The 25,100-nt window shown below is 36.6% G+C and carries 19 protein-coding genes and 3 pseudogenes; 11 read left to right on the forward strand and 11 right to left on the reverse strand.

Annotated features, from left to right (window positions below; translation table 11 throughout):
* Window positions 1-21: 21 nt before the first annotated feature.
* From dnaK to OOK85_RS01905, 4 genes are all read left to right on the forward strand, one after another.
* Window positions 22-1,938, forward strand: a complete 1,917-nt coding sequence (gene dnaK / locus OOK85_RS01890; protein WP_264703661.1) for a molecular chaperone DnaK — start codon at window positions 22-24, stop codon at window positions 1,936-1,938.
* Between the two features lie 88 nt (window positions 1,939-2,026).
* The gene (locus OOK85_RS01895) at window positions 2,027-2,311 is read left to right on the forward strand and encodes a BolA family protein (RefSeq protein ID WP_096616510.1); all 285 of its coding nucleotides are present in this window, start codon (window positions 2,027-2,029) and stop codon (window positions 2,309-2,311) included.
* A 7-nt stretch (window positions 2,312-2,318) separates the two neighbouring features.
* Entirely contained in the window at window positions 2,319-3,560 is a 1,242-nt protein-coding gene (gene metC, locus OOK85_RS01900) for a cystathionine beta-lyase (protein ID WP_264703666.1), read from the forward strand.
* Window positions 3,535-5,103: a Mur ligase family protein gene (locus OOK85_RS01905; RefSeq protein ID WP_264703667.1), complete on the forward strand. Its 1,569-nt coding sequence runs from the start codon at window positions 3,535-3,537 to the stop codon at window positions 5,101-5,103. The genes metC and OOK85_RS01905 overlap by 26 nt, the downstream gene beginning before the upstream one ends.
* On the opposite strand, the gene OOK85_RS01910 is transcribed toward OOK85_RS01905, so the two are convergent.
* The 5 genes from OOK85_RS01910 to OOK85_RS01930 all read right to left on the reverse strand — a co-directional run bounded on the left by OOK85_RS01910 (window position 5,085) and on the right by OOK85_RS01930 (window position 12,879).
* Window positions 5,085-5,819 carry a ComF family protein gene (locus OOK85_RS01910; protein WP_264703669.1) on the reverse strand — a complete coding sequence of 245 codons (735 nt, stop codon included), beginning with the start codon at window positions 5,817-5,819 and terminating at the stop codon, window positions 5,085-5,087. The genes OOK85_RS01905 and OOK85_RS01910 overlap by 19 nt on opposite strands.
* A gap of 120 nt (window positions 5,820-5,939) precedes the next feature.
* On the reverse strand, window positions 5,940-6,584 hold the full coding sequence (locus OOK85_RS01915; RefSeq protein WP_264703671.1) for a hypothetical protein: 645 nt from the start codon (window positions 6,582-6,584) through the stop codon (window positions 5,940-5,942).
* Window positions 6,585-6,638: 54 nt separating this feature from the next.
* A complete protein-coding gene (gene uvrA / locus OOK85_RS01920; protein WP_264703697.1) occupies window positions 6,639-9,434 on the reverse strand; it encodes an excinuclease ABC subunit UvrA in 2,796 nt (931 codons plus the stop codon).
* A gap of 1,413 nt (window positions 9,435-10,847) precedes the next feature.
* Window positions 10,848-12,497: a chaperonin GroEL gene (gene groL, locus OOK85_RS01925; RefSeq protein WP_065094753.1), complete on the reverse strand. Its 1,650-nt coding sequence runs from the start codon at window positions 12,495-12,497 to the stop codon at window positions 10,848-10,850.
* A 100-nt stretch (window positions 12,498-12,597) separates the two neighbouring features.
* Window positions 12,598-12,879, reverse strand: a complete 282-nt coding sequence (locus OOK85_RS01930) for a co-chaperone GroES (protein ID WP_173862895.1) — start codon at window positions 12,877-12,879, stop codon at window positions 12,598-12,600.
* Between the two features lie 185 nt (window positions 12,880-13,064).
* Between OOK85_RS01930 and ygfZ the strand changes: the two genes are divergently transcribed.
* Window positions 13,065-13,871: a CAF17-like 4Fe-4S cluster assembly/insertion protein YgfZ gene (gene ygfZ, locus OOK85_RS01935; protein WP_264703700.1), complete on the forward strand. Its 807-nt coding sequence runs from the start codon at window positions 13,065-13,067 to the stop codon at window positions 13,869-13,871.
* Between the two features lie 386 nt (window positions 13,872-14,257).
* Window positions 14,258-14,518: pseudogene (locus OOK85_RS01940) on the forward strand (transposase); the annotation flags it as partial.
* 4 nt (window positions 14,519-14,522) lie between these two features.
* On the opposite strand, the pseudogene OOK85_RS01945 reads toward OOK85_RS01940, so the two are convergent.
* The 3 genes and pseudogenes from OOK85_RS01945 to OOK85_RS01955 all read right to left on the reverse strand — a co-directional run.
* A pseudogene (locus tag OOK85_RS01945) lies at window positions 14,523-14,867 on the reverse strand (IS110 family transposase); the annotation flags it as partial.
* Between the two features lie 8 nt (window positions 14,868-14,875).
* A complete protein-coding gene (locus OOK85_RS01950; RefSeq protein WP_264703702.1) occupies window positions 14,876-15,628 on the reverse strand; it encodes an IS5 family transposase in 753 nt (250 codons plus the stop codon).
* Window positions 15,629-15,702: 74 nt separating this feature from the next.
* Window positions 15,703-16,844 (reverse strand): annotated as a pseudogene (locus tag OOK85_RS01955) (IS110 family RNA-guided transposase); the annotation flags it as partial.
* Window positions 16,845-17,181: 337 nt separating this feature from the next.
* Here OOK85_RS01955 and OOK85_RS01960 point away from each other — a divergent pair.
* A complete protein-coding gene (locus OOK85_RS01960) occupies window positions 17,182-17,346 on the forward strand; it encodes a hypothetical protein (RefSeq protein ID WP_223823041.1) in 165 nt (54 codons plus the stop codon).
* Window positions 17,347-17,475: 129 nt separating this feature from the next.
* Here OOK85_RS01960 and OOK85_RS01965 read toward each other — a convergent pair whose 3' ends face one another.
* The 3 genes from OOK85_RS01965 to OOK85_RS01975 form a co-directional block, all read right to left on the reverse strand.
* Window positions 17,476-18,072, reverse strand: a complete 597-nt coding sequence (locus OOK85_RS01965) for a TIGR02217 family protein (protein WP_264703704.1) — start codon at window positions 18,070-18,072, stop codon at window positions 17,476-17,478.
* Between the two features lie 53 nt (window positions 18,073-18,125).
* Window positions 18,126-19,457 (reverse strand): OTU domain-containing protein, encoded by a 1,332-nt coding sequence (locus OOK85_RS01970; RefSeq protein WP_264703706.1) that lies wholly within the window; start codon window positions 19,455-19,457, stop codon window positions 18,126-18,128.
* 220 nt (window positions 19,458-19,677) lie between these two features.
* A complete protein-coding gene (locus tag OOK85_RS01975) occupies window positions 19,678-20,436 on the reverse strand; it encodes a DsbA family protein (protein WP_264338711.1) in 759 nt (252 codons plus the stop codon).
* A 343-nt stretch (window positions 20,437-20,779) separates the two neighbouring features.
* Between OOK85_RS01975 and OOK85_RS01980 the strand changes: the two genes are divergently transcribed.
* From OOK85_RS01980 to OOK85_RS01995, 4 genes are all read left to right on the forward strand, one after another.
* Complete coding sequence (locus OOK85_RS01980; RefSeq protein ID WP_264338709.1) at window positions 20,780-20,932, forward strand: hypothetical protein; 153 nt, start codon at window positions 20,780-20,782, stop codon at window positions 20,930-20,932.
* 166 nt (window positions 20,933-21,098) lie between these two features.
* Window positions 21,099-21,977, forward strand: a complete 879-nt coding sequence (locus OOK85_RS01985) for a Fic family protein (RefSeq protein ID WP_264703710.1) — start codon at window positions 21,099-21,101, stop codon at window positions 21,975-21,977.
* A 221-nt stretch (window positions 21,978-22,198) separates the two neighbouring features.
* On the forward strand, window positions 22,199-23,146 hold the full coding sequence (locus tag OOK85_RS01990; protein ID WP_264703712.1) for an IS110 family RNA-guided transposase: 948 nt from the start codon (window positions 22,199-22,201) through the stop codon (window positions 23,144-23,146).
* 366 nt (window positions 23,147-23,512) lie between these two features.
* Window positions 23,513-24,991, forward strand: a complete 1,479-nt coding sequence (locus OOK85_RS01995; RefSeq protein ID WP_182319856.1) for a UbiD family decarboxylase — start codon at window positions 23,513-23,515, stop codon at window positions 24,989-24,991.
* The last annotated feature ends 109 nt before the right edge of the window (window positions 24,992-25,100 follow it).

Below are 25,100 nucleotides of genomic sequence, written 5' to 3' on the forward strand. Positions count from 1 at the left end.
ATTTACAATGGGGTACTCATTATGGGAAGAGCAATAGGTATAGATCTCGGGACAACAAATTCTTGTGTTGCAATAATGCAGGGCAAAGATACAAAGGTAATAGAGAATAAAGAAGGAGCAAGAACTACTCCATCTATAGTTGCATTTACTTCATCAGGAGAAAAATTGATTGGTGCTCCAGCAAAAAGGCAAGCAACCACCAATGCAAGTAATACCTTTTTTGCTACTAAGAGATTAATAGGCCGTCAATACGGTGATTCTGAAATGAAAAATCTAAATGTGCCGTATAAAGTGTTTGCAGCAAAAAATGGTGACGCATGGGTTAAAACCACTGATAATAAAGAATACTCTCCTAGCCAAATTGGTGCATTTATACTACAAAACATGAAAGAAGCAGCAGAAGCTTATCTTGGAGAGGAAGTAAAAGATGCTGTGATAACAGTGCCAGCATACTTCAATGACTCTCAACGTCAAGCAACAAAAGATGCAGGAAAAATCGCTGGATTAAATGTGCTCAGAATAGTAAATGAACCGACTGCCGCAGCGCTTGCTTATGGTCTTGATAAAAAACATGGACACACAATAGTGGTGTATGATCTTGGTGGTGGTACATTTGATGTTTCAATACTTGAAATAGGTGAAGGGGTTTTTGAAGTAAAGGCTACAAATGGTGACACTCATCTTGGAGGTGAAGACTTTGATAATGGAGTAATGAGTTATTTACTAGATGAATTCAAGAAAAGTAATGGCATTGATTTGAAAAATGATCCAATGGCTATGCAAAGAATCAAAGAAGCTGCTGAAAAAGCGAAAATTGAATTATCAAGTGCAATGGAAACGGAAATAAATCTACCGTTTATTACAGCTGATGCAAGTGGTCCAAAACACTTAAATATGAAATTAACGAGAGCAAAACTTGAAAGCTTAGTGAATGATTTAATCGAAAGAACTATGGCTCCTTGTAAAAAAGCTCTTGAGGATGCTGGTTTGTCTACTAGTCAAATTGGCGAAGTGGTTCTTGTTGGTGGCATGACTCGTATGCCAAAAGTCATAGAGAAAGTTAAAGAATTCTTTGGCAAAGATCCACATAGAGGAGTTAACCCTGATGAAGTTGTAGCAATTGGAGCTGCAATACAGGCGGGGATCATTCAAGGTGATGTAAGAGATGTGTTACTACTTGATGTGACTCCACTTTCTCTTGGTATTGAAACTCTAGGAGGAGTATTTACTCCACTTATTGAACGTAATACTACTATTCCCACTAAAAAATCTCAGGTGTTTTCAACTGCAGAAGATAACCAAACAGCCGTTACAATTAAGGTACATCAAGGTGAAAGAAAATTGGCGGTTGACAACAAGTTACTTGGTCAGTTTAGTTTGGAAGGGATACCTCCTGCTCCTCGTGGAGTTCCTCAGATCGAAGTAACATTTGACATAGATGCAAATGGAATAGCACACGTTTCTGCAAAAGATAAAGCTACTGGAAAAGAGCAAAAAATACGCATTCAATCTTCAGGTGGGTTATCTGATGATGAAATAAATCGCATGGTGAAAGAAGCTGAAGAAAAAGCACAAGAAGATGAGAAGCGCAAAAAGTTTATTGAGGTGAAAAACCAAGCGGATAGCTTAGTCCATTCTACAGAAAAGTCTCTGACAGAGTATGGTGATAAAGTTTCACCAGAAGATAAATCTGCTATTGAAAATGCAGTTAACGAATTAAAAGAAGTTAGTAAATCTGATAACATTGATGACGCTGATTCAATACAGCAGAAAGTCACTAATCTTTCTCAATTATCTATGAAACTTGGAGAAGCTATGTATCAAGCACCTCAGCAGCAACAAAGTGATAGTTCTGCTGATTCATCCACAACAAATGAGGGAGAAAAAGTAGTAGATTCTGATTATCAAGACATAGATAATAAAGAAGAGAATAAGTAATTGTATATTGTTATATCACTTTTCCTGTCATCACAGTATCAGCTACTTGGATGACAAGAGGAGCATATTGTTGCTTAAAGAAACCATTATGGATATTATTAAAACAATAGAAGAAAAAATACGCGATTCGATAGATGTAATTGATATCAACATTATCGATGAATCAGTCAAGCATGCTGATCATTATTTTGCTTCATCTTCAACATTACCTTCGCACATTGAATTAATATTAATATCTGACGGCTTTATTGGAATGAGCATTCTAAAAAGACATAAGTTGATTTATGAGTTATTGAAGGGTGAGATAGAGCTAATACATGCAATTTCTCTTCACTTGTATACGCAAAACGAGTACAATTTAAAAAATAAATAATAAAAATGTGAAGGAAGAGTCTATATTAGTTAAAGCAGGAAGAAAATTTAATGACTATAAAGGTTCTATGAATCCGCCAGTTTATCATTCTTCTACCATATTATTTCCTACTTACAAGGACTACTTAAATGCAGCAAATGGAGAAAGTATATACGATGTAATCAACGATGGTGTTGCAAGGGATTATAGCTACAGTAATGTTGGTACTCCTACTGTTCATTATCTTTCAAATGCACTTGCTGAAATTGAAGGGAGTGGACAAGCGCTTATTTATCCTTCCGGACTATTTGCACTTACTTTTGCTATTTTGACTTTCACTAAAGCGGGTTCGCATGTTTTAATACAAGATAATAGTTATTACCGACTTAAGAGATTTGCCGAAAATGAGCTACCAAAAAGAGGAATAGAAGTAACTTTTTATGATCCAACACAGGATATAACTGATTTAATTCAGAGCAATACTTCATTGATAATGATCGAGACTCCTGGTTCTGTAGCATTTGAGATTTCGAATGTAGAGCATATAGTAAAAGTTGCTAAAGAACGTGGAATCGTAACCGTTTGCGACAATTCATGGGCCACTCCTTTGTTATTTAAGCCGCTTGATTATGGAATTGATGTTGCACTATATGCGGTGACAAAGTATCTAGCCGGTCACTCAGACTTATTGATGGGGGCTATTATTGCTGAAGGTGAAATTTTTAAATTGCTTTATGAGAGCTATAAAAATTATGGAGTAACCATTCAATCGCACGACTGCTACCTTGCACACAGGGGACTAAGAACACTGCACACACGTATGAAAAGGCACCAGAATACAGCAATGGAAGTGGCAAAGTGGCTAGAAAAACATTCAAAAATCAAAAAAGTTTTGTATCCAGCACTTCCCTCCCATCCTCAACACGAATTATGGAAAAGTTACTTCAAAGGAGCAAGCGGCACATTCAGTATAGCACTAGATAGAGAATATTCATGTGAAGAACTAAGCTGCATGGTTGATCATATGAAAGTTTTTAGTATTGGTGCTTCTTGGGGAGGGTGCGATAGTTTAATATTACCAATAGATCGTAGATCTATGTCAAGATCTGTAATGAATTCAGATTATGGTGGAAGTTTTATACGGATATTTTGTGGACTGGAAGATCCTGAAGATTTAATCTCTGATTTAAATGCTGCACTAGCAAGGTTGCCATGTTTGAACACTAAAACTGGCAGAGTAAAACATGAAACTGAGAGAATTACTGCATAACATTATTGATGTTAACTTTGACGTTGAAATCAAGGGCGTTACATGTAATCCCAAGAGAGTCAAGGAAGGTTATCTTTTCGTTTGTGTATCTGCTCAGCGCATGACGCTGGAATCTAGAAAACCAGCACGTGTCCAGATTCTTCCTACTGGATCCCAGTATCACGCACACGACTGTGTAGACGTTGTCATACAAGGAACCAAAAAAGATGTCATCCCAGTGCCCAGACACTGGGATCCAGAAAATTTAATTGCAAATGAACACACTAAGCAATTGCATAATAAAAACTGGATTCCAGTGTCAAGCACTGGAATGACAAATACTCCGAGTTTTGCAGTGCTTGACCACCCCAACCCTCAAGAAATATACAGCGAAATAGTCAGCAGATTTTATCAGTTCAAACAACCCAAGTATGTTGCTGCTGTAACGGGTACGAATGGTAAAACTTCAGTAGTAGAATTTTGCCGTCAGATCTGGCAGAATGCTGGCTATAATGCTGCGTCTATTGGAACACTTGGAACATGCATCAATAATGGTAGAAAAGGTAATAGCAACAGTCTTACAACTCCAGATGCGGATGACCTTTACGCAACATTACGTGATGTAAGTAATAAAAACGTAGAGCACTTAGCATTGGAGGCTTCAAGTCATGGGATTGATCAATACAGAATCCATGGATTAAAGTTGAGTGCTGCAGCTTTTACTAATTTCTCACAAGATCATTTAGATTACCATAAAAGTCTTGGTGAATATTTAGAAACTAAAAAAAGGTTGTTTTACGAGGTATTACCAGAAGGAAAAACAGCGATTTTAAATGCAGTTATAGATGAATACGGCGCATTGCTTAAAATAGCTGAAAAACGTAGCAACAAAGTTATCACCTATGGGAAAAAAGACTCTGATATTACTTTGTTAAAGCAAACACCAGCACCAAACGGTCAACATCTTACAATTAAAATTGGCGATGAAATTTATGACATGTTTTTTCCGGTTCTGGAGCAATTCCAAGCATATAATCTGTTGTGTGCAATGGGTATAGTTACCTCGTCTGGACTGAATTACAGAGAAATATGCGTAGAAAAACTCGTTTCTCCACCAGGAAGAATGGAAAAAGTGAAACCTTTTGCATTTGTGGATTACGCTCATACTCCAAGTGCGCTTAAACAAGCCCTATTGTCTTTAAAATGGCACTTCAATAAAAAAATAATTCTAGTTTTTGGTTGTGGTGGCAATCGTGATCAGACGAAACGTTCAGAAATGGGCAAAATAGCACAAATGTATGCAGACAAAGTAATAATTACAGATGATAATCCGCGTGATGAAGATCCGGCAAAAATTCGCCACGATATTTTGCTACATTGCCCTGATGCACTGGAGATAGGAGGTAGGAGAGAAGCTATAGAGAAAGGCGTAGATATTGCCTATAACGAGGGTATGATTCTGCTAGTTGCAGGAAAGGGGCATGAAAGATTTCAAATTGTAAGCAACCAAACTTTTGAATTTAGCGATGTTGAAGTTATTAAAAATCACGTTTTAACATGCTGATTTTCACAATCATTCACTGTTCTTGCAAGTGATAGCACTCTCACTTCTTTTGCACCGGAGTTTAAAATTTCCTGAGAGCAAGATCTTACAGTTGCTCCGGTTGTTACCACATCATCAACTAATATCACGATTTTATTTTCGATAATTTTCTTGTTGCTTATTTTAAAAGCCTTCTTTAAGTTTTTTTCACGCTGTTTAAGTGAAAGGCCAGCTTGAGGCACAGTATGGCGAAGGCGTTTTATTGCAAATGGCGTATAGGATAAATTGGACAACTTACTCAACTCTTTTGCAAGCAACGCTGCTTGATTATATTTACGTTTAAACAAACGCATTTTATGTAACGGTATAGGAATTATGACCTCTGCGTTCTGAAATGTGTCCTGATTAGCTTGGTGTATCCACTTTGCATAGATTTTTACGTAATTCAAATTATCAAAAAATTTGAAATTGATAATCATGTTTCTACTATGTTGATCATAAGCAAAAACTGATCTTAATACTTTAAACGGTGGAGGATTGATGATGCACTTACCACACGTATAAATATTGTCTGAGATTACTACACCACAAACATTGCAGTAATGCTTAGTTAGAAAATTGATTTTTTTGTTGCATTCACTACACAGATTAAGATTTTCATCAATGATACATTCACAACTTACGCATACGCTTGGAAATATGAGATTTGTGGCTTTTTTTAGTAAGAGAAGGTTCACAACTCATTAAATATATTATAAAATTTATATAGTATAGCTAAAGTAACTTAAGCTTACACCCTTTCACTTTTTATTTCATTTCAATATAGTTCATACTGCTGAGTGCCATAAAAGCAGAACTTATAACTCAGTTTGTGGTACACCACCGACTAAAGTAGTCTTTGAATTATCCTTAGATAAAAGTTGATGTTTTTCTGGCTTCTGTATTTCACTTAACTTACTTTGCACTTTGTCACAAGCCAACATGAGTGGCGTTATGATTGACGCGGCAGCCCAAATGATAGCAGCGCAAGCATAACTTACAATCTTGTTAAATACTCTAGCTACTGCATTAGCACAATCTTGCCCCATTTCTAAAAATATGTTTGAATAATTAACGAATGATTTTGTATCCGTTTTAAAACAATAGTCCCCTGTTATTTTTGACAATAACTTGACTGGAAAGTATGACAAACATGCCACTATCAAAAATAAAGGTTGCAATATTATGTTGGCTGCTAAAACAGCACCCAGTGTACGCAATGAATACACTCCCTCTGCTCTGTGGCCCACGTATTCACATTTATCATGATCTTGATAATACTTGTTATAATTGTCTTTACTCTCAACTCCACAAATTACATCTTTCACAGGTCCTAGCACATTATCAACGTAACGTACAGATTTATAGAAACTATTTTCTGGAACTAGTGTGTTATCTTCTGCTTTCTTAGCAGGTACGACTCCATATTCAACGTACCTTCTAAAGTATCGATATACTGACATTCTTATCTCCAAATCATAAATATGCAACCTAGCCTAATATAATTAAGAAATAGTTTATAATAAATACGTTTTAAGATACCTGCCTGTAACACTTTCTGGAATTTTTACCACTTCTTCTGGAGTTCCAGTAGCAATCACTTCTCCGCCTTTTATTCCGCCCTCTGGTCCGATGTCTATTATATAATCTGCAGTTTTTATAACGTGCAAATTGTGCTCGATAACTATAACAGTGTTTCCCAGATCGACTAATCTATGGAGTATTTTTAGTAAGTTATTTATATCTTCAAAGTGTAATCCAGTTGTTGGCTCATCAAGAATATACAATGTTCTTCCGGTAAATCGTTTTGATAGCTCCTTGGACAGCTTTATTCGTTGTGCTTCACCCCCAGACAACGTTGTTGACGACTGTCCGAGTTTTATATAGCCAAGCCCCACTTCCTGCAAAGAAATCAACTTTTCTTTTACCATTGGAAGGTTTTCAAAAAAATCACAAGCTTGATCTATCGTCATATCAAGGACATCAGAGATTGATTTTTCTTTATAAGTAACTTCCAATGTTTCCCGATTATACCTTCGCCCTTTACACTGCTCACACTTCACATAAACGTCCGGTAGAAAATGCATCTCTATCTTTAAGTGCCCATCACCTTTACAAGCCTCACACCTTCCCCCTCTGGTATTAAATGAAAACCGGCCTATATTATATCCCCTTGCTTTTGACTCCGAAAGACCTGCAAACCAATTTCTTATATGAGTAAACATACCGACATATGTTGCTGGATTTGACGCAGGAGTTCTACCAATTGGCGACTGATCAACTTCTATAACTTTATCTATATATTCAAGGCCTTCTATTCTATCACACTGACCATACCTTGCAGACGAATGATGTATCTTATGTGCTGAATATTTATATAACGTTTCTATGACTAAACTTGATTTTCCCCCTCCTGATATTCCAGTAACACAAATAAGATTCCCTATAGGAAATTTAACGTTCACATTTTTTAAGTTATTTTCACATGCATTTATTACTTTTATGAACTGAGTTGCTTGCTTTCTTCTCCTTGGAATTAAAATTTTTTTCTCTCCACTCAAATATTGCCCTGTTATGCTCTCTGAATTTCTTTGCACCTGGTCTGGTGTTCCTTCTGCAACAACTTTTCCACCATTTACGCCAGCTCCAGGACCAATATCAATCGCATAATCAGCAGCCATTATTGTATCTTCATCATGCTCAACAACGATTACAGTGTTACCCATGTCTCTCAAGTTTTTCAGTGTAGCAATTAACCGATCATTATCGCATTGATGAAGGCCAATCGAGGGTTCATCAAGCACGTACAGCACTCCTGTTAAACCAGAGCCAATTTGTGAAGCAAGTCTGATCCTCTGACTCTCACCGCCAGAGAGAGTGCTAGATTCTCGATCAAGTGTTAGGTAATTCAACCCTACATTCTTTAAAAATGCTAGTCTCTTGATTATTTCATTTAATATTTTACTTGAGATTTGCTTCTGTTGTTCTGTGAGCTTGTCTGGCAAATTTTCAAACCATTTAAGGGATTTATCGATGCTGAGCCCTGATATTTCACCTATATGTTTGCTATCAATTTTTACTGTAAGCGCTTCTTTTTTCAATCTATAGCCAGTACATTCTCTGCAGTGAGTGACAGAGCAACATCGCTCAACAAGTGTTTCATCATAATCCATCTGGTTCTCCAAGATACTGATCAAACCTTGAAATTTATTAGAGCCAAAGAGTATCATATCTTTTACTTCTTGATCTATGTTCTTCCACGGAATATCAAGGTTAAATTTGTAGTTTTCAGCCAGTGATAGAATTGCACTTTTTAGAAATCCATAACCTGTGTGCACTTGACGGAACATTGATCCCACTGGCTTTAAAGCACCCTCAGATATTGAAAGAGTTTCATCCGGTACTATTAGCTTTATATCAACACTTAGTTTTTTACCAAGCCCATTACACGAACCACATGCACCGTAAGGGCTGTTAAAAGAAAATAATCTTGGTTCTATTTCCTCAAGAGTGAAACCAGACTCGGGGCATGCAAAATTCTCTGAAAAAGTCAGAATTTGACCATTTTTATACTCGGAATTATGGTTGTCAGGTAGGTTTGCTATTTCTACATACATTAGACCATTACCAAGTTTTAGTGCGGATTCTATACTACTTGGCAGTCGATTTCCTATATCGCCCAATATTGATATTCTATCTGCAACCACAAAAACGTCGTGTTTCTTGTTCTTATCGAGTTTAGGCAAGTCATCTACATTGTACACTTCACCATCTATTTTGAACCTTACGTAACCTTGTCTTTTAATTTCCAATATCTCTTTAAGATGTTCTCCCTTTCTACCACGCACAACAGGGGCAAGTATATATATCTTAGTTTCTAAAGGTAACGCAATTATAGTATCTACAATTTGAGACACCGTTTGTTTTGTTATTGGTAATCCAGTTGCAGGTGAATAAGGAACTCCTATTCGTGCATATACTAAGCGCAAGTAATCGTAAATTTCGGTAACAGTTCCAACTGTTGACCTTGGATTTTTTGAGATCGATTTCTGGTTGATAGATATTGCAGGAGAGAGACCTGTAATCGACTCAACATCTGGTTTATCCTGAATGTTGAGAAATTGACGCGCGTAAGCTGATAGGCTTTCAACGTACCGGCGTTGGCCTTCCGCATAAATCGTATCAAATGCGAGGCTAGACTTGCCAGAACCACTTAGCCCAGTTATAACAACTAGCTTATTTTTTGGTATATTGACGTCTACACCTTGCAGATTATGTTCCCTTGCGCCCTTAACTCTGATAAAATCGTCCATATTATACCATATAGCGTATTTTAACCATTATAGCCTCAAAATACGTGAATTTATAGTGATATATTGATTTTCTATTGATTTTTTCAACTGTTACGGAAAATTAGGCAGCGTTTGATAAATCGTCATTCCGCTACTTGTTAGCGGCTGAGATACCGCGACGGTATGACGGTTAAGTAGGCCAGTGCCCCTATGATGTCATCCCAGTGTCAAGCACATAGCTGTACGAACGTTGTAATTTAGGAGCAATTCCCACCAGTGGGGTGTCATCCCAGTGCCCAGACACTGGTTCTATGCAACTTAATTAAAAACGTTTGTTTTAGCGTAAGACAACTACCTTTAGCTCATCAGCTCAGTTATAAGCAAAATTTCTGGATTCCAGACTGGAATGACACCATTTGCTGTGCAATTTACCTTCAAAAATGAATGTTCGTACAGCTAGTGCGACCCGAAAGTCGTGATTTTGTGATGGTTAAATTCCATCTTCCCTAGACATCGGGGATAATGTATGTCTCACATTTTAGAGAGTGGCAACCTCTAGGATGCAAGCATGAGATAAAAGCAGGTAACACTAAACCTTATAGTGAATCCCTGCAAACAGAGTTAGATATGGTTACGAGAGGAACCAATGCCTGAATTGTCGTAACGAACGATATGCGAAATAAGGTTGGTTAACGCATAGACCAAAAGGTACGGAGAAAGTGGATAATTAGAACTTGACTGGTCTGATTAAGATGTTTCCCATCTCCCGGCAAAAAGTTGGAACCTAAGTCTAACATGAAACAATTTCATGGAACGGAGTAACATTATAGATGCTCTTATTCTTTAAGCAGGGAGCCACCCGTATGCACCTATAATGAGGGATTGTCTAAGAAGCCAAGGCCTAAAATAATGTTTAAGATATGCTGACGTGGACACTGTAATTTGGAAGGTAAAGTTGTGAGTAGTGGTTAATATGTTATGAGCCAACATTAAGTGTTAGGTATGAATGAATACGACTTCTCTAGTAATATAGAGAATGCTGTATTTAAGCTATAAAAACAAATTTACCAAGCTTTGAAATGTTAATTACATGGAGAAGTATGTATGACAAACACCAAGTTAGAGAGAAGCCGGATGTGGTGAAAGTCACAAGTCCGGTTTTGAAGTCGAGTGGGGAGAGGTGACTTTCTCCACTTAGATAACTGGAATGAATCGCGGTATGACGTGTTGCTTGGGTCAGCTATAGTATAAATATACTAGGGATTATAGTTCTTTTATGCTGCCTTTTTGTTATTAGACAACCACAATATAAAGGAGTGAAACGGATGCAAACAGTAGTGCATTTCTGCACTAAACGTATTACCTTTAACGAATAGTAAAATGTGAGATTTTTTGGAACTACCGTGGAGCAATTGCTCCACGGTTTCATTCTACTTAGAATCCACCCATGCCACTCATTTCTCCTGCACCCATAGGAGATGAAGCATTTTCTTTGCTTGGTACATCAACTATCATAGATTCAGTAGTTATCAGCACACTCGCAACAGATACCGCTGTTTCAAAAGCAATACGCACCACTTTTGCTGGATCAATCACACCAGCTGTAAACGCATTAGCATAATTCATAGCCTCAACGTTGTATATAAGCTCTTTATCATTTTGCTTAATCAAATAGTCAATTATAACAGCAGATTCAAGACCAGCATTTTTGACTAACCTTCTAATTGGAGCACTGAGAACTTTCTTGATAATGTTTATGCCTATTTGTTCCTCGTCACTTGCACCTTTTAATTTGTCGAGAACAGATGAAGCATAAAGAAGCGCAACCCCACCACCTGGAACTATACCTTCTTCAATTGCAGCTCTTGTTGCATGCAGCGCATCTTCGACTCTATCTCTACGTTCTTTAACTTCCACTTCAGTTGCTCCACCAACTTTGAGCACAGCAACGCCACCTGATAATTTCGCTAAACGTTCTCTTAGCTTTTCTTTATCATAATCAGAAGTTGAAGTTTCAATTTGAGATTTAATCTGCTCGATTCTAGCTTTCACACTGTCAGAATCGCTATTTTCGCTGACAACTGTGGTATTATCTTTAGTAATTTTAACATTTTTAGCCGTACCAAGATCATCAAGCGTGAGATCTTCCATCTTGATTCCAAGTTCATCTTTTATGACGTACTTAGCACCAGTTAAAGTTGCTATGTCTTCGAGCATCTCCTTTCTTCTGTCACCAAAACCTGGAGCTTTTACTGCAGCAACTTTTAAACCACCACGCAATTTATTGATAACTAAAGTGCTTAATGCTTCACCTTCGATATCCTCTGCAATAATAACCAAAGGTTTACCAGATTTAACAATAGCTTCAAGAATAGGAAGTAAAGGTTGAATAATATTTAATTTTTTCTCTGTAATTAATAGATAAGGATTATCAAGCTCCACGATCATTTTTTCATTATTTGTAATAAAATACGGAGAGAGATAACCGCGATCAAATTGCATGCCAGTAGTCAGCTCAACTTCTAACTCTTTTGAACCTTTACTCTCTTCAACAGTTATTACACCCTCTTTTCCAACTTTTTTCACGGAATCAGCGATACTGTTACCTATATCCTTATCACCATTTGCAGAGATTATTGCAACTTGTGCCACTTCGTCTATTTTCTCTAGAGAAATTGTACGAGACATTGACGCAATTTCCTTTAATATTACATCTTTTGCCTTCTGTATTCCGTTTTTAATACCAACACGATCGTTTCCAGCAGCAATTGATTTTGAAGCTTCTATTATCATGTTGCTAGTTAGTATTGAGCACGTTGTTGTACCATCACCAACTTTGTCGTTACATTGAGAACAACTTTGTGCAAAGATGCTTGCTATCACAGCGTTTAATGGTTTTTCAGGCTTGATACCCTTCATCACCTTATAACCATCTTTTGTAATTTCTGGTGCTCCATAGGGCTTATTAATCCCTACTGTTTTTCCTCTAGGTCCCGCAGTTATTGCTACCGTTGAATCCACTATTGCTGCGACTTCACGAAAGGCTTCTTGCAACTGCTCACCTGATACTACTACATTAGTCATTTTTATCACCTCTTGTTAATAAAAAATTTAGAAAACTATAATAAAACCATTTACAATGCGCTATGTTGCGCTTTGTTTCAGTTTAGTAAAATAAAGACTGCTACTTAATGACAGCAAGTATATCGGATTCCTTCATCACGATAAGCTTCTCATTATTATGTTCTATTTCTGTACCAGCCCATTGGCGATAGAACACTTTATCACCAGCTTTCACAGTTAAAGTTACGCGTTCGCCACTTGAATTGCGTGAACCTTCACCAATTGCTATAACTTCACCTTTAGTAGGTTTCTTTTCAGCACTTGATGGAAGCACAATTCCACCTTGCTTTTCTTCGCTAATAGGCTTGATCAGCACGCTATCATCTAATACATTTAAACTTATACTTGACATTTGTTTTTCCTCATCAACAAATTAACTTATAAGTTTATATATATATACTCGTAAGTTAGATTTCAAGGGCTGGAGCGTGTAAAATATGCACACCATATAAAATATGCACGCCAAAAGCAGTTTCTAAAAGAGCCTAATGTTATATAATAAAATTTAGATTTATTTATAGAGATTTCATGAGTTATATACCATTCTTCAGTCGTGGTGTGATAGTGCTATATGGGCCTGATACTAGAGATTTTCTGCAGAGTATTATAACCAATGATATTAATAAGTTGGATAGCCAAAAAGCCATTTACTCTTTATTGCTTAGCCCTCAGGGAAAATATCTATATGATTTTTTTCTTATTAAATATGGTAAATACACCCTCTTAGAGTGCGAAAACATGCACTTGCAGCAAATAATCGAGAAACTGGATTTGCTTAAAACTTACTTGAGAGTGAAGATTAAAGACGTTAGCGCACTATATAAGGTTGGAGTTTTGTTTAATACTAAGTTGGCGGAGTGTAGTGGTAAGTCACAAGTTATTTTTCAAGATCCAAGGCACAAGCTGCTAGGAATAAGGATCATACATAAAGATGAAATAAAAGAGCCGGTTGGGGATTTTACTCGGTATGAAAAAGTCAGAATTCAAAATCTCGTTCCAGATGGAGCGAAAGATATGGTACAGAATTCATCGTTTCCGCTGCAATTTTTAATCGATAAAGTAAACGGTATAAGCTTTAATAAGGAGTGTTATATAGGTCAGGAAGTCGTAAATCGAATGAGCAGACAAGAAATATTCAGAAGAAAACTTTACCTTGTTGAGGGGGATAACGCACTTCCAGATATTGGCACTAAAGTGACAAATGAAAACAATGAGGAAATAGGGGAACTGCGCTCTAGTGTAGACAACATTGGATTTGCATTGCTTAATACTGGAAAGAGCCATGCAAATTTATATGCAGATGGAGTTAGGTGCGTTAAGACGTTGAAGTCTTAAGGTAGCGCATATAGAAACGAAAAACTTGCTTGACACCCTTCGCCAGCGCCCTTATCATAACAGTGAAGCTATTTCATTTAACTTCGCAATCTGTGCAGATTAAAACGACAAGGACTCCTGATATAATGTTGAACATTTTTTTTCTGCATTTCCGGGAATGTTCAAAAAAGTGTGTCAAACCGAAAAAAAAGTAATAAATTGATATAAAAAAAATGGAGGTTTGACAATGAGTCAAAAAATAGTAAACAGAATTACCGGATTGGTAGATTATAAAGAATTAGAAACAAATATCCTGTCGTCTATACGAGAAGGCTGACCTTACCCAGAAAAAGTGGAGAGAAAGAAAGGAGTTTTTTCGGGTAAAATAAAATTTTGGAGGATTAGAAATGGCAAGAGAATATACGGCAGAATTCAAATTGGAAGCTGTTAAGATGGCAAATGAACAAAGAAAGGTAGGTCAACCAGTTGCAAAAGTAGCAAGAGATCTAGGAATAAGGGATAGTGTATTAGGAAAATGGATGAAGAAATATAACGAAAAAAAGTCAGCGGCAAATGCATTTCCAGGTAAAGGTAATGTAGCACCTTATGACAAAGAGAGATTTGATTTACAGAAAGAGTTAGCAAAAGTAACAAGAGAAAGAGACATTTAATTTGGCAACTTTCTTTTATATGCTCGTTTTCAGGTGCTTTCAGTCTACATTTCTCTTGAACTCTCATTTGTGTAATGTCATCACGTCGTTGACAAAGTGCAACTAAGGCTGTTTGTTCTTTTGACATAGGCACAAATAGAGATAGAGTACTATAGCGTTCACATCCATATTGAGCAAGAGCTCTTGCATCTGATTGATCAGACTTTGCTAAAGTTCCATGAGATATGACAAAGCTTTTTACTTTGCGAGTATTAGCTCGATGTACAGCAACATTCTTATCAACAAGAAAATGTGCTAAGCCAAGCTCATATTTTCCAGTGTTTTCCAAAGTTACTAGGCTCTGTGGACAAAATTTTAGAGAAGCCATACAAGAGCTCCAACAAAATTGAGAAAACCCATAAAAACCTCAGCAGTTTTATCAAATCTGGAAAAAATGCGCCTAAAATTTTTAATTTTACCAAAAAAACACTCAATCAAATGACGTTCTTTGTAGATATGCTCATCGTAATACCTTTGCACTTTTCGATTCCGTTTTGGCGGAATAACTACTGTACATCCCTTGTCTTCAAGACTTGTAATAAAGGCATTGCTATCGTAGCCCTTGTCAGCTACTACAGTAGAGTTATAGATACTTTCGGTCAACACTTGTGCCTGCGTAATTTCATTTCTTTGACCAGGAGTCAGAGTAAATTTAAGTGGATTTCCAAGTGCATCGACAAGCGCATGTATTTTAGTTGTAAAGCCACCTTTGCTCCTCCCTAAAGCTTCTTGATCCTTGGAGTTTTTTGTATATCCAGATGAACATGGATGGGCTCGGATGATCGTACCGTCGATTATAGCAACTTCTAAATCAGGCTCTTGTTTAGTATATTCAAGCAATTTTTTCCAGACATCTCTTTCACACCATCTTTTAAATCGCTTATGTATACTCCTGTAATTACCATAAGTTTTTGGTAAAAGTCTCCATTGGCAACCACTTCGCACTATGTACCACACTGCCTCTATGAATATTCTTAAACGTTTTTCATTTTTGCTGTGCATTCCTTTTACGCTTTTTATGAACTCTAAAATTTGTTTCCAATTTTCCTCTTTGATGTAATATTGCATATGGTAGTTTCTCCATTTTTTACCTATTAGGCTAAACTACCATCTTTTTCTCTCTTTTCATATTTTTTGTCCACAGAGCCTAGTCGTTTTTTCAATCTTCTGTAGTATGCACCCAACGCACTTTTACTATTTCCTACAGAATGAGCAGCTATTCGCAAAGCATTTGCAGCACGGTTAATGACTTTACGTGTTTTTGTGTTAAACACTTTTTCCCCTGTAACTTTATTAGCAGGACTGAGTCCCAACCACGATGAAAAGTGCTTTTCTGTTGGCCATTTACTATGGTTTATACCAACTTCTGAAATTATGGTTTGTATACTTAATACATCAATCCAGGAATTTTAGTGAAATCCATACCAGTTATTCGGTGCAGTTCCTCATACAAAGCAAAGCTTGGCTTACTTTTGCTATTTTTATTCTTTTGCTTACTTAGCTGTTTGCTTTCACAAGACTTTGTTTCAAACGTTTTGTAATAGGCTTCAATATTTCTATCACATTCTGCTATTTTTTCTTGATAAATATTATATAGTTCAAATTCTTGCTTTAGCGTGAATAAGTGTTCCTCTCTATAGTCACCAGCTAACGCTTTTGCAATAGTAGACTGATCATTTTTTATTCGTGCATCCCTGAATTTAGCCAATTTCTCAGGATCTCTTTCGCCTTCAATTATAGCTTCAATGATTTTCATACCAGTTATCCCAGTAATATGACTAATAACCTTGTGTAATTGTATATTCATTTGAATTAATGCCTTCTGCATACGCAGAATATGTGTAGATGCACTTTCAGTGAGATTTTTGCGTTGCCGCACGTAACTGCGCAATACACACATCTGATTATCTGGCCTAAACGATCCATGAAGCAGTCCGTAGCTATGCAGTTGTTGGAGCCATTGGCAATCTTGAACGTCAGACTTCCTACCAGGTACATTCTTTACATGCCGTGCATTTACCAATCTTACCTCGAATTTGTATGACTCAAGTATTTGAAATAAAGGAATCCAATATACTCCTGTTGATTCCATAGCTACTGTTGTAACTTTACACTTTTTCAACCACTGTGCTAAGTTATGAAGGTCTTCAGTAAAGCAGCCAAATTTCTGAACGCGTTGTTCATCTCTTCCTTCAGGTACACACACATAGTGTACAGCTGAACCAATGTCTATTCCTGCTGCATTAGGATTCACTATTTCTAATTTACTTTTTGCTTTTTTCATGGTAACTCCTACATATAATTTGTAATAGGGAAACGCTTCAGCTTGGAACGGTTGATAGTACAATCTCCTAACCGAGGTAGTCTAAATGACTCCATCAATGATTTGACCGTTCCTTCCAAAACCATCCTTGCATACGGGCACTTAGGCACCATTGAAAATGTCGGTCATAACTGCAAAGGCGCTCCCTGTACAACTATACTTGAAAACTACTAAAAACTTAAATTTGTGTGTTTCTTTCTGATTTGACAGATTTCGTCTGTTTGATGCTTGTATTAACAAGATAGAGGTTATTAATGAGGGAGATAGATATTTTGTTAATCTCTTACAGAAAAACGGCATGCTAGACTACATCTTAAACAAAGATGATACAACACTTGCAAAATCAACTCTAAAGGAGTTGTTGAAGCTTTCTATTTTGCAGGAAGAAAAAAGCACTGAGTTAGAATCTCCCCAAGCTTCAAGTGTAAATGTTAGCAAAGCTCAGCAACATTGTAGTATATAGCTGGTGATAAAGTTAAAATAATTGCATATACTAAGGCTCATTTAAATATAGAGCCTCAGTGGTGCTTAATTTTTTCAATTGATGGTGACTAGTAGCCCTACTATGATGTGGATCTATGCTCGCTTATAACTAAAATTTCACTTCCACCAAGGGGATATTATTCCAGCTATTGCTTCCATAGTCATCAATCGAAGCGTTTAAGTAATCTGTATCAAAGCGTACGGGCACATCAAATTCGAAGCTCGCAGTGATTATCGCATCTTTTACTGGTGGCTTCATAAATGTTATTTCTCCTGTTGAATAATTTACTGAATATTCACTCTCTTCTTTACCATTTAAATAAATCTTTACTGTCCCATGTACTGGCTTTTTGATCATACGTATATGCTTATCTTCCCCACTTACATAAGTTTTGATTAGCTGAAAAGTCGTTTTTTTGTTATCTCCTATACCAATCTCTTGATTAATGGCTATAAAATCCGACCAATCCTTAAAACGAAACCCTATTGCTTTACCTTTTCGTGCATGAAAAAATGTTATTAATTCTAATAGCTGCTTGTTTGATCTGACCCCGTAAGCTATGTTGTATCTAGTGCGTGCATGAGACCAATTGATGTTGCGCTGTTCACAACCGTTATGAGTTGTTACAACGTCAGTGGAAAATTCCGTTCCTCCAGTGGAACCATAAGATATATTTTCTGGAAATCTAATTTCTGTGAATGACATATACCCTCCTGTAGAAATAAAGTTGAGTTGATGTAGATAAAGTAGGAAAAATCTTAAACTTTTGAAATTGCTTTATTAATAAGATCGTGCATTTTTAATCCTGTTTCTTCTAGAAAAGTATGGGTACTATTTTTTTGATCTTTTCCTAACTCACTTTTCAGTTCGTTAATGTCTTTATGACTCTGCGTTAATTGATATACACAAACACATGCAACGACTAAAGCAATTCCAGCAAGGAATGCTAAAGGAATTGATTGAGTAAAAGCAGCAGCTATAGCAGATGGTGTGAATACTATAGCAGCTATCACAGCAACTGTGCCATAAATAGCCTCTTTCCTGTAACTATTGATTAATTTTTTTTGTACTCCTTTTTGTTGTGTTTTTTGTTCTTGCCGATGAGAGGAAGGGATTCCTTTATTCGTATAAACCGGTGCACTAGTGCTGGTATTAATTATTTCTTGTTGTACTTCTTTCTCTGATTGATCAGAAGTAGGAATTCCTCTATCCGTATGATCTTGTAAAACCGGTGGATTAATCCCACTAGTACTGGTATTAATTCTTTCTTGTCGTGTTTTTTGCTCTGGTTGATGAGAAGAAAGACTTGCTTCATCCGCATAAACCGGCGCACTAGTGCTGATATTAATTATTTCTTGTTGTACTTCTTTCTCTGATTGATCAGAAGTAGGAACTCTTTTATCTGTGCCAAGAATTTCTTCATTAGAAACTGGTTGACTTTCTGTTATATCAGAAGGAATTTCACTCAGGAGTGGTACAAAATGACCCCGATAATTTACTATACGAACAACATTATCGCCTTCACCTTGTTCACCTGTAGCAATATATCTATCATCTATAGGTTCTTCTTCTAGTGCTATCACTTCAATTTTCACTTTATACTTTTCACATATCATTCTTCCTTCAATATCCAGTCTTCCCCATATAGGTAGAGAATCAGCTCCTGTAGCCATATTCTTAATGTCTTTTAAATATTTGTTAAAAGTCCTTTCTTCATCTATCACACTTATTTTAGTTTTTGGATCTTGTATAGGGCCGTGTGGACCTTCTAGCGCAGCAAAGTAGCCACCAATAGCAGCGTCTTTTATTACTGCTCTATAGGTCCAACTATCTTGTTCACCATGCTGCTCAGCATAACTTTCACAATCTTCTCTTAATGATTTTGCGGTAAAACGATGGCCAGGTTTCAACTCATTCAACCCTTGAGCCATGGAGTCAAAAAGGCAATCTCCTGTCTTCATAGCAGCCCCTATCTTTAGTTTTTTAGGATAAGCACTCTTTAAATTATGCAATAAACTACTTGATTTTTTCTTTTCTTTGATTTGTCGAAAAAGAGCAATTGGTTCTCTTGTATAATTAGGCTCTTTCATATTGTAACTCCAGAATGGTAATTATATATTGAGTTTAACACTTTTTAATGTATTAGTCAATCTTTGCAGGCTGAGGTTATGCTTGACTATAGGCATCACCTGCTTTTCTTGAGCTACTGTGTCACTTCTACGTGCCGTTACTTATCACACCCACAGTTACTATACTCAGGTTCATTTGAGTTGTCAAGCAAAAAAAATAAAATTTTATGGCAAACTGTAACTAGCCTTGCTTGTGACTTAATTCATCTACTTTTTTGCGTAATACATTCAAATCAGTTGCTCCTACAAACAGGCTATCTCCAATTATTAAAAAAGGTGTACCACCTACTCCCAAATCTCTTACTAGAAGTCTACTGTTGTTTATCATTTGCTCAATTTTGTCCGCGTTATCTTTTATGGAATCATTAAAATCGTCCTCATCAATCCCTATGTTTTTCACTATATCCAATATGCTTTCGTCTGAAAATTCTCCTTTGTGACTTAAAGCAGCATGGTGAAAATCGAAATATTTTTCTTTATCGAGAAAATAGACAGCTAAAGCACTTTTTGCTGCCTTTAAAGAAGCGTTACCAAGTATTGGAGCATCCCTAAAGATATACTTAATTTTGCCGTCGTTAATTAACTGCTTTATATCATTCTTTATAGCTTTGCAATGTCCACAAGAATAGTCAAAGAAGCCTACAGCTACAACACTACTATTTTCATTTCCGGAGTAAGGATAAGTAAGATCAAATATTTGATTCTTGTATTGTGAAATTTTACTTTTGGCCACATTATCTCGAGCAGCGTAACTACTTTTAATCGACTCCTCTTTAAGAGTTTTTACGATCTTATCAAAATTTCTACTTATATAATTATCTAATTTCTCACCTATATAATCATCGTTTAGCATTTGGCTGCGATTTGACAGCCAGTTATTTATTATTGGCAAACTTGCTATTGCCAGTATAAGGATCAATAAAAACGATATTCTAGACATACAATTTATTTAAAAACCTATAATATAAAACTTTTAGTACACATTTATCTGTATATTAAAAGAAGCATCTAATGTTAATATATAAAAACATTTATATCAAGTGTATTTTATAGCCGGTTTTGCCTCGAATACAAACTTTACGTACAATGAAAACTAAGCACGTTACCACAAAGTTCATCAGAAGACTTGGTGATGCAAGTGACCAAATCACCGCCAGAATAGCCAATTATGAGATGCTCTATCTTTTACCGCTGCGTATAGCAACTGTAAACACGGCGGTAAAACAAAGTTGATAATTTTATTCCGCTGTGTATAATTTCAACAAACTCCGCGGAATAAACATATGAGTGAACCGATAATTGGCAGAGAAAAAGAAATAGCTATTCTACAAGGCAAACTTCTTTCTCAATCAGCCGAATTTATTGCTGTTTATGGTCGGCGTCGTGTAAATGTTGCATTATCTGCATTTTATCAGCATAATATAGAAGTAATGTAATGCAGATATTATGCCGATGCCAAATTATACGATTACCTCCAAAATCGCTAATTGCCTTATGAGGATTGAAGCAGCAAAAGAAAAAGTATTACATTTGCCACTCACTGTATCGAGGCTCTCGTCCCTTCGTGAAACTGCACGGCTCTATACAACACACTACTCTACTATGATTGAAGGAAATCGACTTGAGCCTAAACAGATTGAAGAGGTTTTAAGTGGTAAAAGCCACTTTCCAAAATATAGGAGAGATGAAAATGAGGTTAAAGGATATTATGCAGCTTTAACTCAAGTTGAACAATGGGCAGCAAGGGAAGTGCCTATTACTGAGAAAGCTATTCAAACACTGCATGCTCTAGTAATGGCAAGTGGAAAATCTAAAGTAAAACCAACACCTTATCGTGATGGTCAAAACGTTATCCGTGATAGCCATGCGCGTACAATTGTTTATATGCCACCTGAAGCAAAGGATGTATCAAAGCTTATGAGCAGTATGGTGGATTGGATTCGTGACAGTGAGCAAGTGCCTTACCCAATTATTGCAGGTATTGCTCATTATCAATTTGTAACAATTCACCCCTACTATGACGGTAATGGTCGTACTGCAAAATTGTTGACTACATTAATTTTACACCTTGGTGGATATGACCTAAAAGGGCTTTACTCATTGGAAGAATATTATGCTAAAAATCTAGGGGCTTATTATGAAGCAATAACATCGCACAATTATTACATGGGACGAGCTGAAGCAGATATCACTAAGTGGGTGGAGTATTTCGTAGAAGGTATGGCAAATTCATTTGAGAACGTTTTACAACGTATAAATGAAGAAGAATACCACACTGATCAGACTGATCTTATACGTAAGCTTGATCCTAAACAACGCAAAGCTCTTGAGCTCTTCCAGGAGTTTTCCGCTATTACAGCTAGTCAGGTTGGCGAACTATTTAATTTTAAGCCTCGTACCAGTGCGCAACTTTGTAAAAAGTGGGTGGAAATGGGGTTTATCAAGATTGTAGATTTTTCCAATAGAGGAAGGAAATTGTAAGTTAAAAATGTGATATAAAAGAGATAAGAGGGAAAGATAACCCTACTCACTATAGGAATAGGGCTATCACGGGCATGTGCGACCGAAGAGCCATTGGTATTACAACCGTTCAGATCAAGGTACACTAGCCCCATCTCTCGATACGTTTGAATAGTTGCATGGGACATATGTATGCACCCGTTTACAATCTTAAATTAATTAAACTATCGAGGTTATTTATTATGATTACATCTTATCAAAATTTCATTGGAATTGATATCGGAAAATTTAAAAATGTTGCCGCAACTCACAACCAAAAGAGCACTATCAAGTTTGACAATGATGCTACTGGTTGGCAACAGTTGTTTCAAAAATTTTCAGATATCCTACCTAATTCTCTAGTAACTTTGGAAAACACTGGAAAATATGAGCTTGGCTTAGCACATTTTCTTGTTGATAAGAATGTTGCTGTACATCGAGCTAATACTCGCAAAGTAAAAAGCTTTGTCATATCTCATGGAACTTTAGCAAAGTCTGATCAATCAGATGCAAGAGCTCTTGCTCAATATGGATGTGAATGCTATAGTACTCTATCTCTATTTGTGCCTATGTCAAAAGAACAAACAGCCTTAGTTGCACTTTGTCAACGACGTGATGACATTACACAAATGAGAGTTCAAGAGAAATGTAGACTGAAAGCACCTGAAAACGAGCATATAAAAGAAAGTTGCCAAAAAACCATTGACTTTTTTAACGGTCAGATAAATGAGATCAATAATGCAATACAAAAAATCATTGATGAAAATCTAGAGTTACAAAAGCGCCAAAAAATACTTAGAACAGTACCGGGAATAGGTATCAAGTTATCTCAAAATTTTGTATGCCTGATGCCAGAACTTGGCTACTTAAACAAAAAAGAAGTTGCAAGTCTTGCTGGAGTTGCCCCGCATCCAAAAGAAAGCGGTAAAACTATTGGTTACCGAAGGATAACAGGTGGTAGAAGCAATGTTCGTGCAAAGCTTTTTACTGCTGCTATGGCTGCTGCAAAGTCTAAATCTGTACTTGGTGCTTTTTATTCTGATCTCATTGGTAGAGGTAAAAAAAAGATGGTAGCTATAACAGCTCTAATGCGTAAAATTATAGTGATTGCTAATGCAAGACTTAAAGAAGCAGTCAACGTAAATTTTTAAAATCTGTATAGAAAATAGGTTGATGAATATGTGCGCCCACACAAATTTAAAGCACATATTCATCAACCATACGGTCTAAGCAGTGGTAGTTGTTTGATATAAATTTCTTTCTGTAGTAAACTAGGGTTTTTGTTGCCAAAAATACATTTTTTAATTGAATAAAAATACAAAGTTATAAACAAGAGTTGTAATAAGACTAAATTCAAAAAATTTAAAAAAACATAGTTGATACAAACTTAGTAAGCAATATGAGGATTTGATCTCAAATTAACTGAAAGCTTGCTAGGCAGGAAAGTAGTACATAGGTCAAATTTCAATAAAGTGCTTGAAAACTAAATGTAAACTTAAAATTTTAAAAACTGGAATATGTACAACAACTTACGTGACTTCATTAAAGCCTTAGAGGAAAAAAAAGATCTGATTAGGATTAAGGAGGAGGTTTCAACTGTTCTTGAAATGACAGAAATTCACCGCAGAGTTTTGTCAAACAAAGGACCAGCTATCATCTTTGAAAATGTTGTCACAGAAAACGGCAAAAATTCGATTCCAGTTTTAGTGAATTTATTCGGTACTATTGAAAGAATTGCCTTGGGACTGAACATAAATCCTGGTGAGCTAAGAGATCTTGGTAAACTTTTAGCATTTTTGCAATCACCTGAGCCGCCAAAAAACTTTAAAGATGCTATGAAGATGTTTCCTCTGCTAAAAGTCGTGTTATCGATGCGAAGTAAAGTCGTGAACAAAGCTCCATGTCAAGAGGTAGTGCTAACCGGAGATGAAGTGGACCTAAGTCTACTGCCCATTCAAACATGCTGGCCAAATGAACCTGCACCACTTATCACCTGGCCGATTGTGGTAACAAAAGGCCCCACGAGAGACAAACAAGATAATTTCAATCTTGGAATATATCGTATGCAGGTCATAGATAAAAAAACGACTCTAATGCGTTGGCTTGCACATCGTGGTGGTGCAGGTCACCACAAACGATGGAAAGAGAAGGAACAAAATATGAAATTTCCTGCTGCTGCTGTGATCGGTAGTGATCCTGCAACGATTATTGCTGCAGTAACTCCAGTGCCAGAAACATTGTCAGAATACCAATTTGCTGGACTACTGCGAAAGAAGCCGCTTGAGCTTGTAAATTGTAAGACTATTCCACTTCAAGTGCCAGCTCACGCGGAAATCGTTCTGGAAGGCTATGTGAGTTTGGATAGATATCAAGACGAAGGGCCATACGGAGACCACACTGGCTACTATAATTCTGTTGAGCAATTTCCAGAATTTAATATTACTGCAATTACTATGCGCAAAAATCTAATTTATCTCAGCACTTTCACTGGCAAGCCACCTGATGAACCATCGATTCTTGGTGAAGCACTCAATGAAATTTTCGTGCCCATTCTTATTAATCAATTTCCAGAGATAGTGGATTTTTATCTGCCGCCGGAAGGTTGCTCATATAGAATAGCGGTAGTGTCGATAAAAAAATCCTATCCAGGGCAGGCAAAAAGAATTGTTATGGGCATACTTTCTTTTCTAAAGCAGTTTTTATACACGAAGTTTATTATCGTTGTTGATGATGATATAAATATACGTGATTGGAAGGAAGTGATGTGGGCAATGTCAACAAGGATGGACCCTGTGCGTGATACAATCATGATAGAAAATGCACCTATTGATTATTTAGACTTTGCTTCCCCTGAAAGCGGCCTGGGAGGTAAAATGGGATTTGATGCGACAAACAAAATTCCGCCTGAAACCAAACGAGAGTGGGGAAAGAAAATTGGGATGAGTGAGGAAATAGTAAGAAAAGTTACGGAGAAGTGGGAAGAATATATGGACTAGGCTTCTTGCATAAAAGCAGAAAAAAGTTTGGCGTTTTTTGTAATGCCGCGATTAGTATTAACTGATAATTGTGATTTAAGTCCGTCACAGTGCCCTTTTTTTTGTCATC

This window comes from Wolbachia endosymbiont (group A) of Volucella inflata, from assembly GCF_947250665.1.
Taxonomy (GTDB): Bacteria; Pseudomonadota; Alphaproteobacteria; order Rickettsiales; family Anaplasmataceae; genus Wolbachia; species Wolbachia pipientis.

Coding starts and splice junctions, on each gene's coding strand:
- dnaK (WP_264703661.1), top strand. CDS start 22: ATGGGAAGAGCAATAGGTATAGATCTCGGGACAACAAATTCTTGTGTT.
- OOK85_RS01895 (WP_096616510.1), top strand. CDS start 2,027: ATGGATATTATTAAAACAATAGAAGAAAAAATACGCGATTCGATAGAT.
- OOK85_RS01905 (WP_264703667.1), top strand. CDS start 3,535: ATGAAACTGAGAGAATTACTGCATAACATTATTGATGTTAACTTTGAC.
- OOK85_RS01915 (WP_264703671.1), bottom strand. CDS start 6,584: ATGTCAGTATATCGATACTTTAGAAGGTACGTTGAATATGGAGTCGTA.
- uvrA (WP_264703697.1), bottom strand. CDS start 9,434: ATGGACGATTTTATCAGAGTTAAGGGCGCAAGGGAACATAATCTGCAA.
- groL (WP_065094753.1), bottom strand. CDS start 12,497: ATGACTAATGTAGTAGTATCAGGTGAGCAGTTGCAAGAAGCCTTTCGT.
- ygfZ (WP_264703700.1), top strand. CDS start 13,065: ATGAGTTATATACCATTCTTCAGTCGTGGTGTGATAGTGCTATATGGG.
- OOK85_RS01950 (WP_264703702.1), bottom strand. CDS start 15,628: ATGCAATATTACATCAAAGAGGAAAATTGGAAACAAATTTTAGAGTTC.
- OOK85_RS01960 (WP_223823041.1), top strand. CDS start 17,182: ATGCTAGACTACATCTTAAACAAAGATGATACAACACTTGCAAAATCA.
- OOK85_RS01965 (WP_264703704.1), bottom strand. CDS start 18,072: ATGTCATTCACAGAAATTAGATTTCCAGAAAATATATCTTATGGTTCC.
- OOK85_RS01970 (WP_264703706.1), bottom strand. CDS start 19,457: ATGAAAGAGCCTAATTATACAAGAGAACCAATTGCTCTTTTTCGACAA.
- OOK85_RS01975 (WP_264338711.1), bottom strand. CDS start 20,436: ATGTCTAGAATATCGTTTTTATTGATCCTTATACTGGCAATAGCAAGT.
- OOK85_RS01980 (WP_264338709.1), top strand. CDS start 20,780: ATGAGTGAACCGATAATTGGCAGAGAAAAAGAAATAGCTATTCTACAA.
- OOK85_RS01985 (WP_264703710.1), top strand. CDS start 21,099: ATGATTGAAGGAAATCGACTTGAGCCTAAACAGATTGAAGAGGTTTTA.
- OOK85_RS01990 (WP_264703712.1), top strand. CDS start 22,199: ATGATTACATCTTATCAAAATTTCATTGGAATTGATATCGGAAAATTT.
- OOK85_RS01995 (WP_182319856.1), top strand. CDS start 23,513: ATGTACAACAACTTACGTGACTTCATTAAAGCCTTAGAGGAAAAAAAA.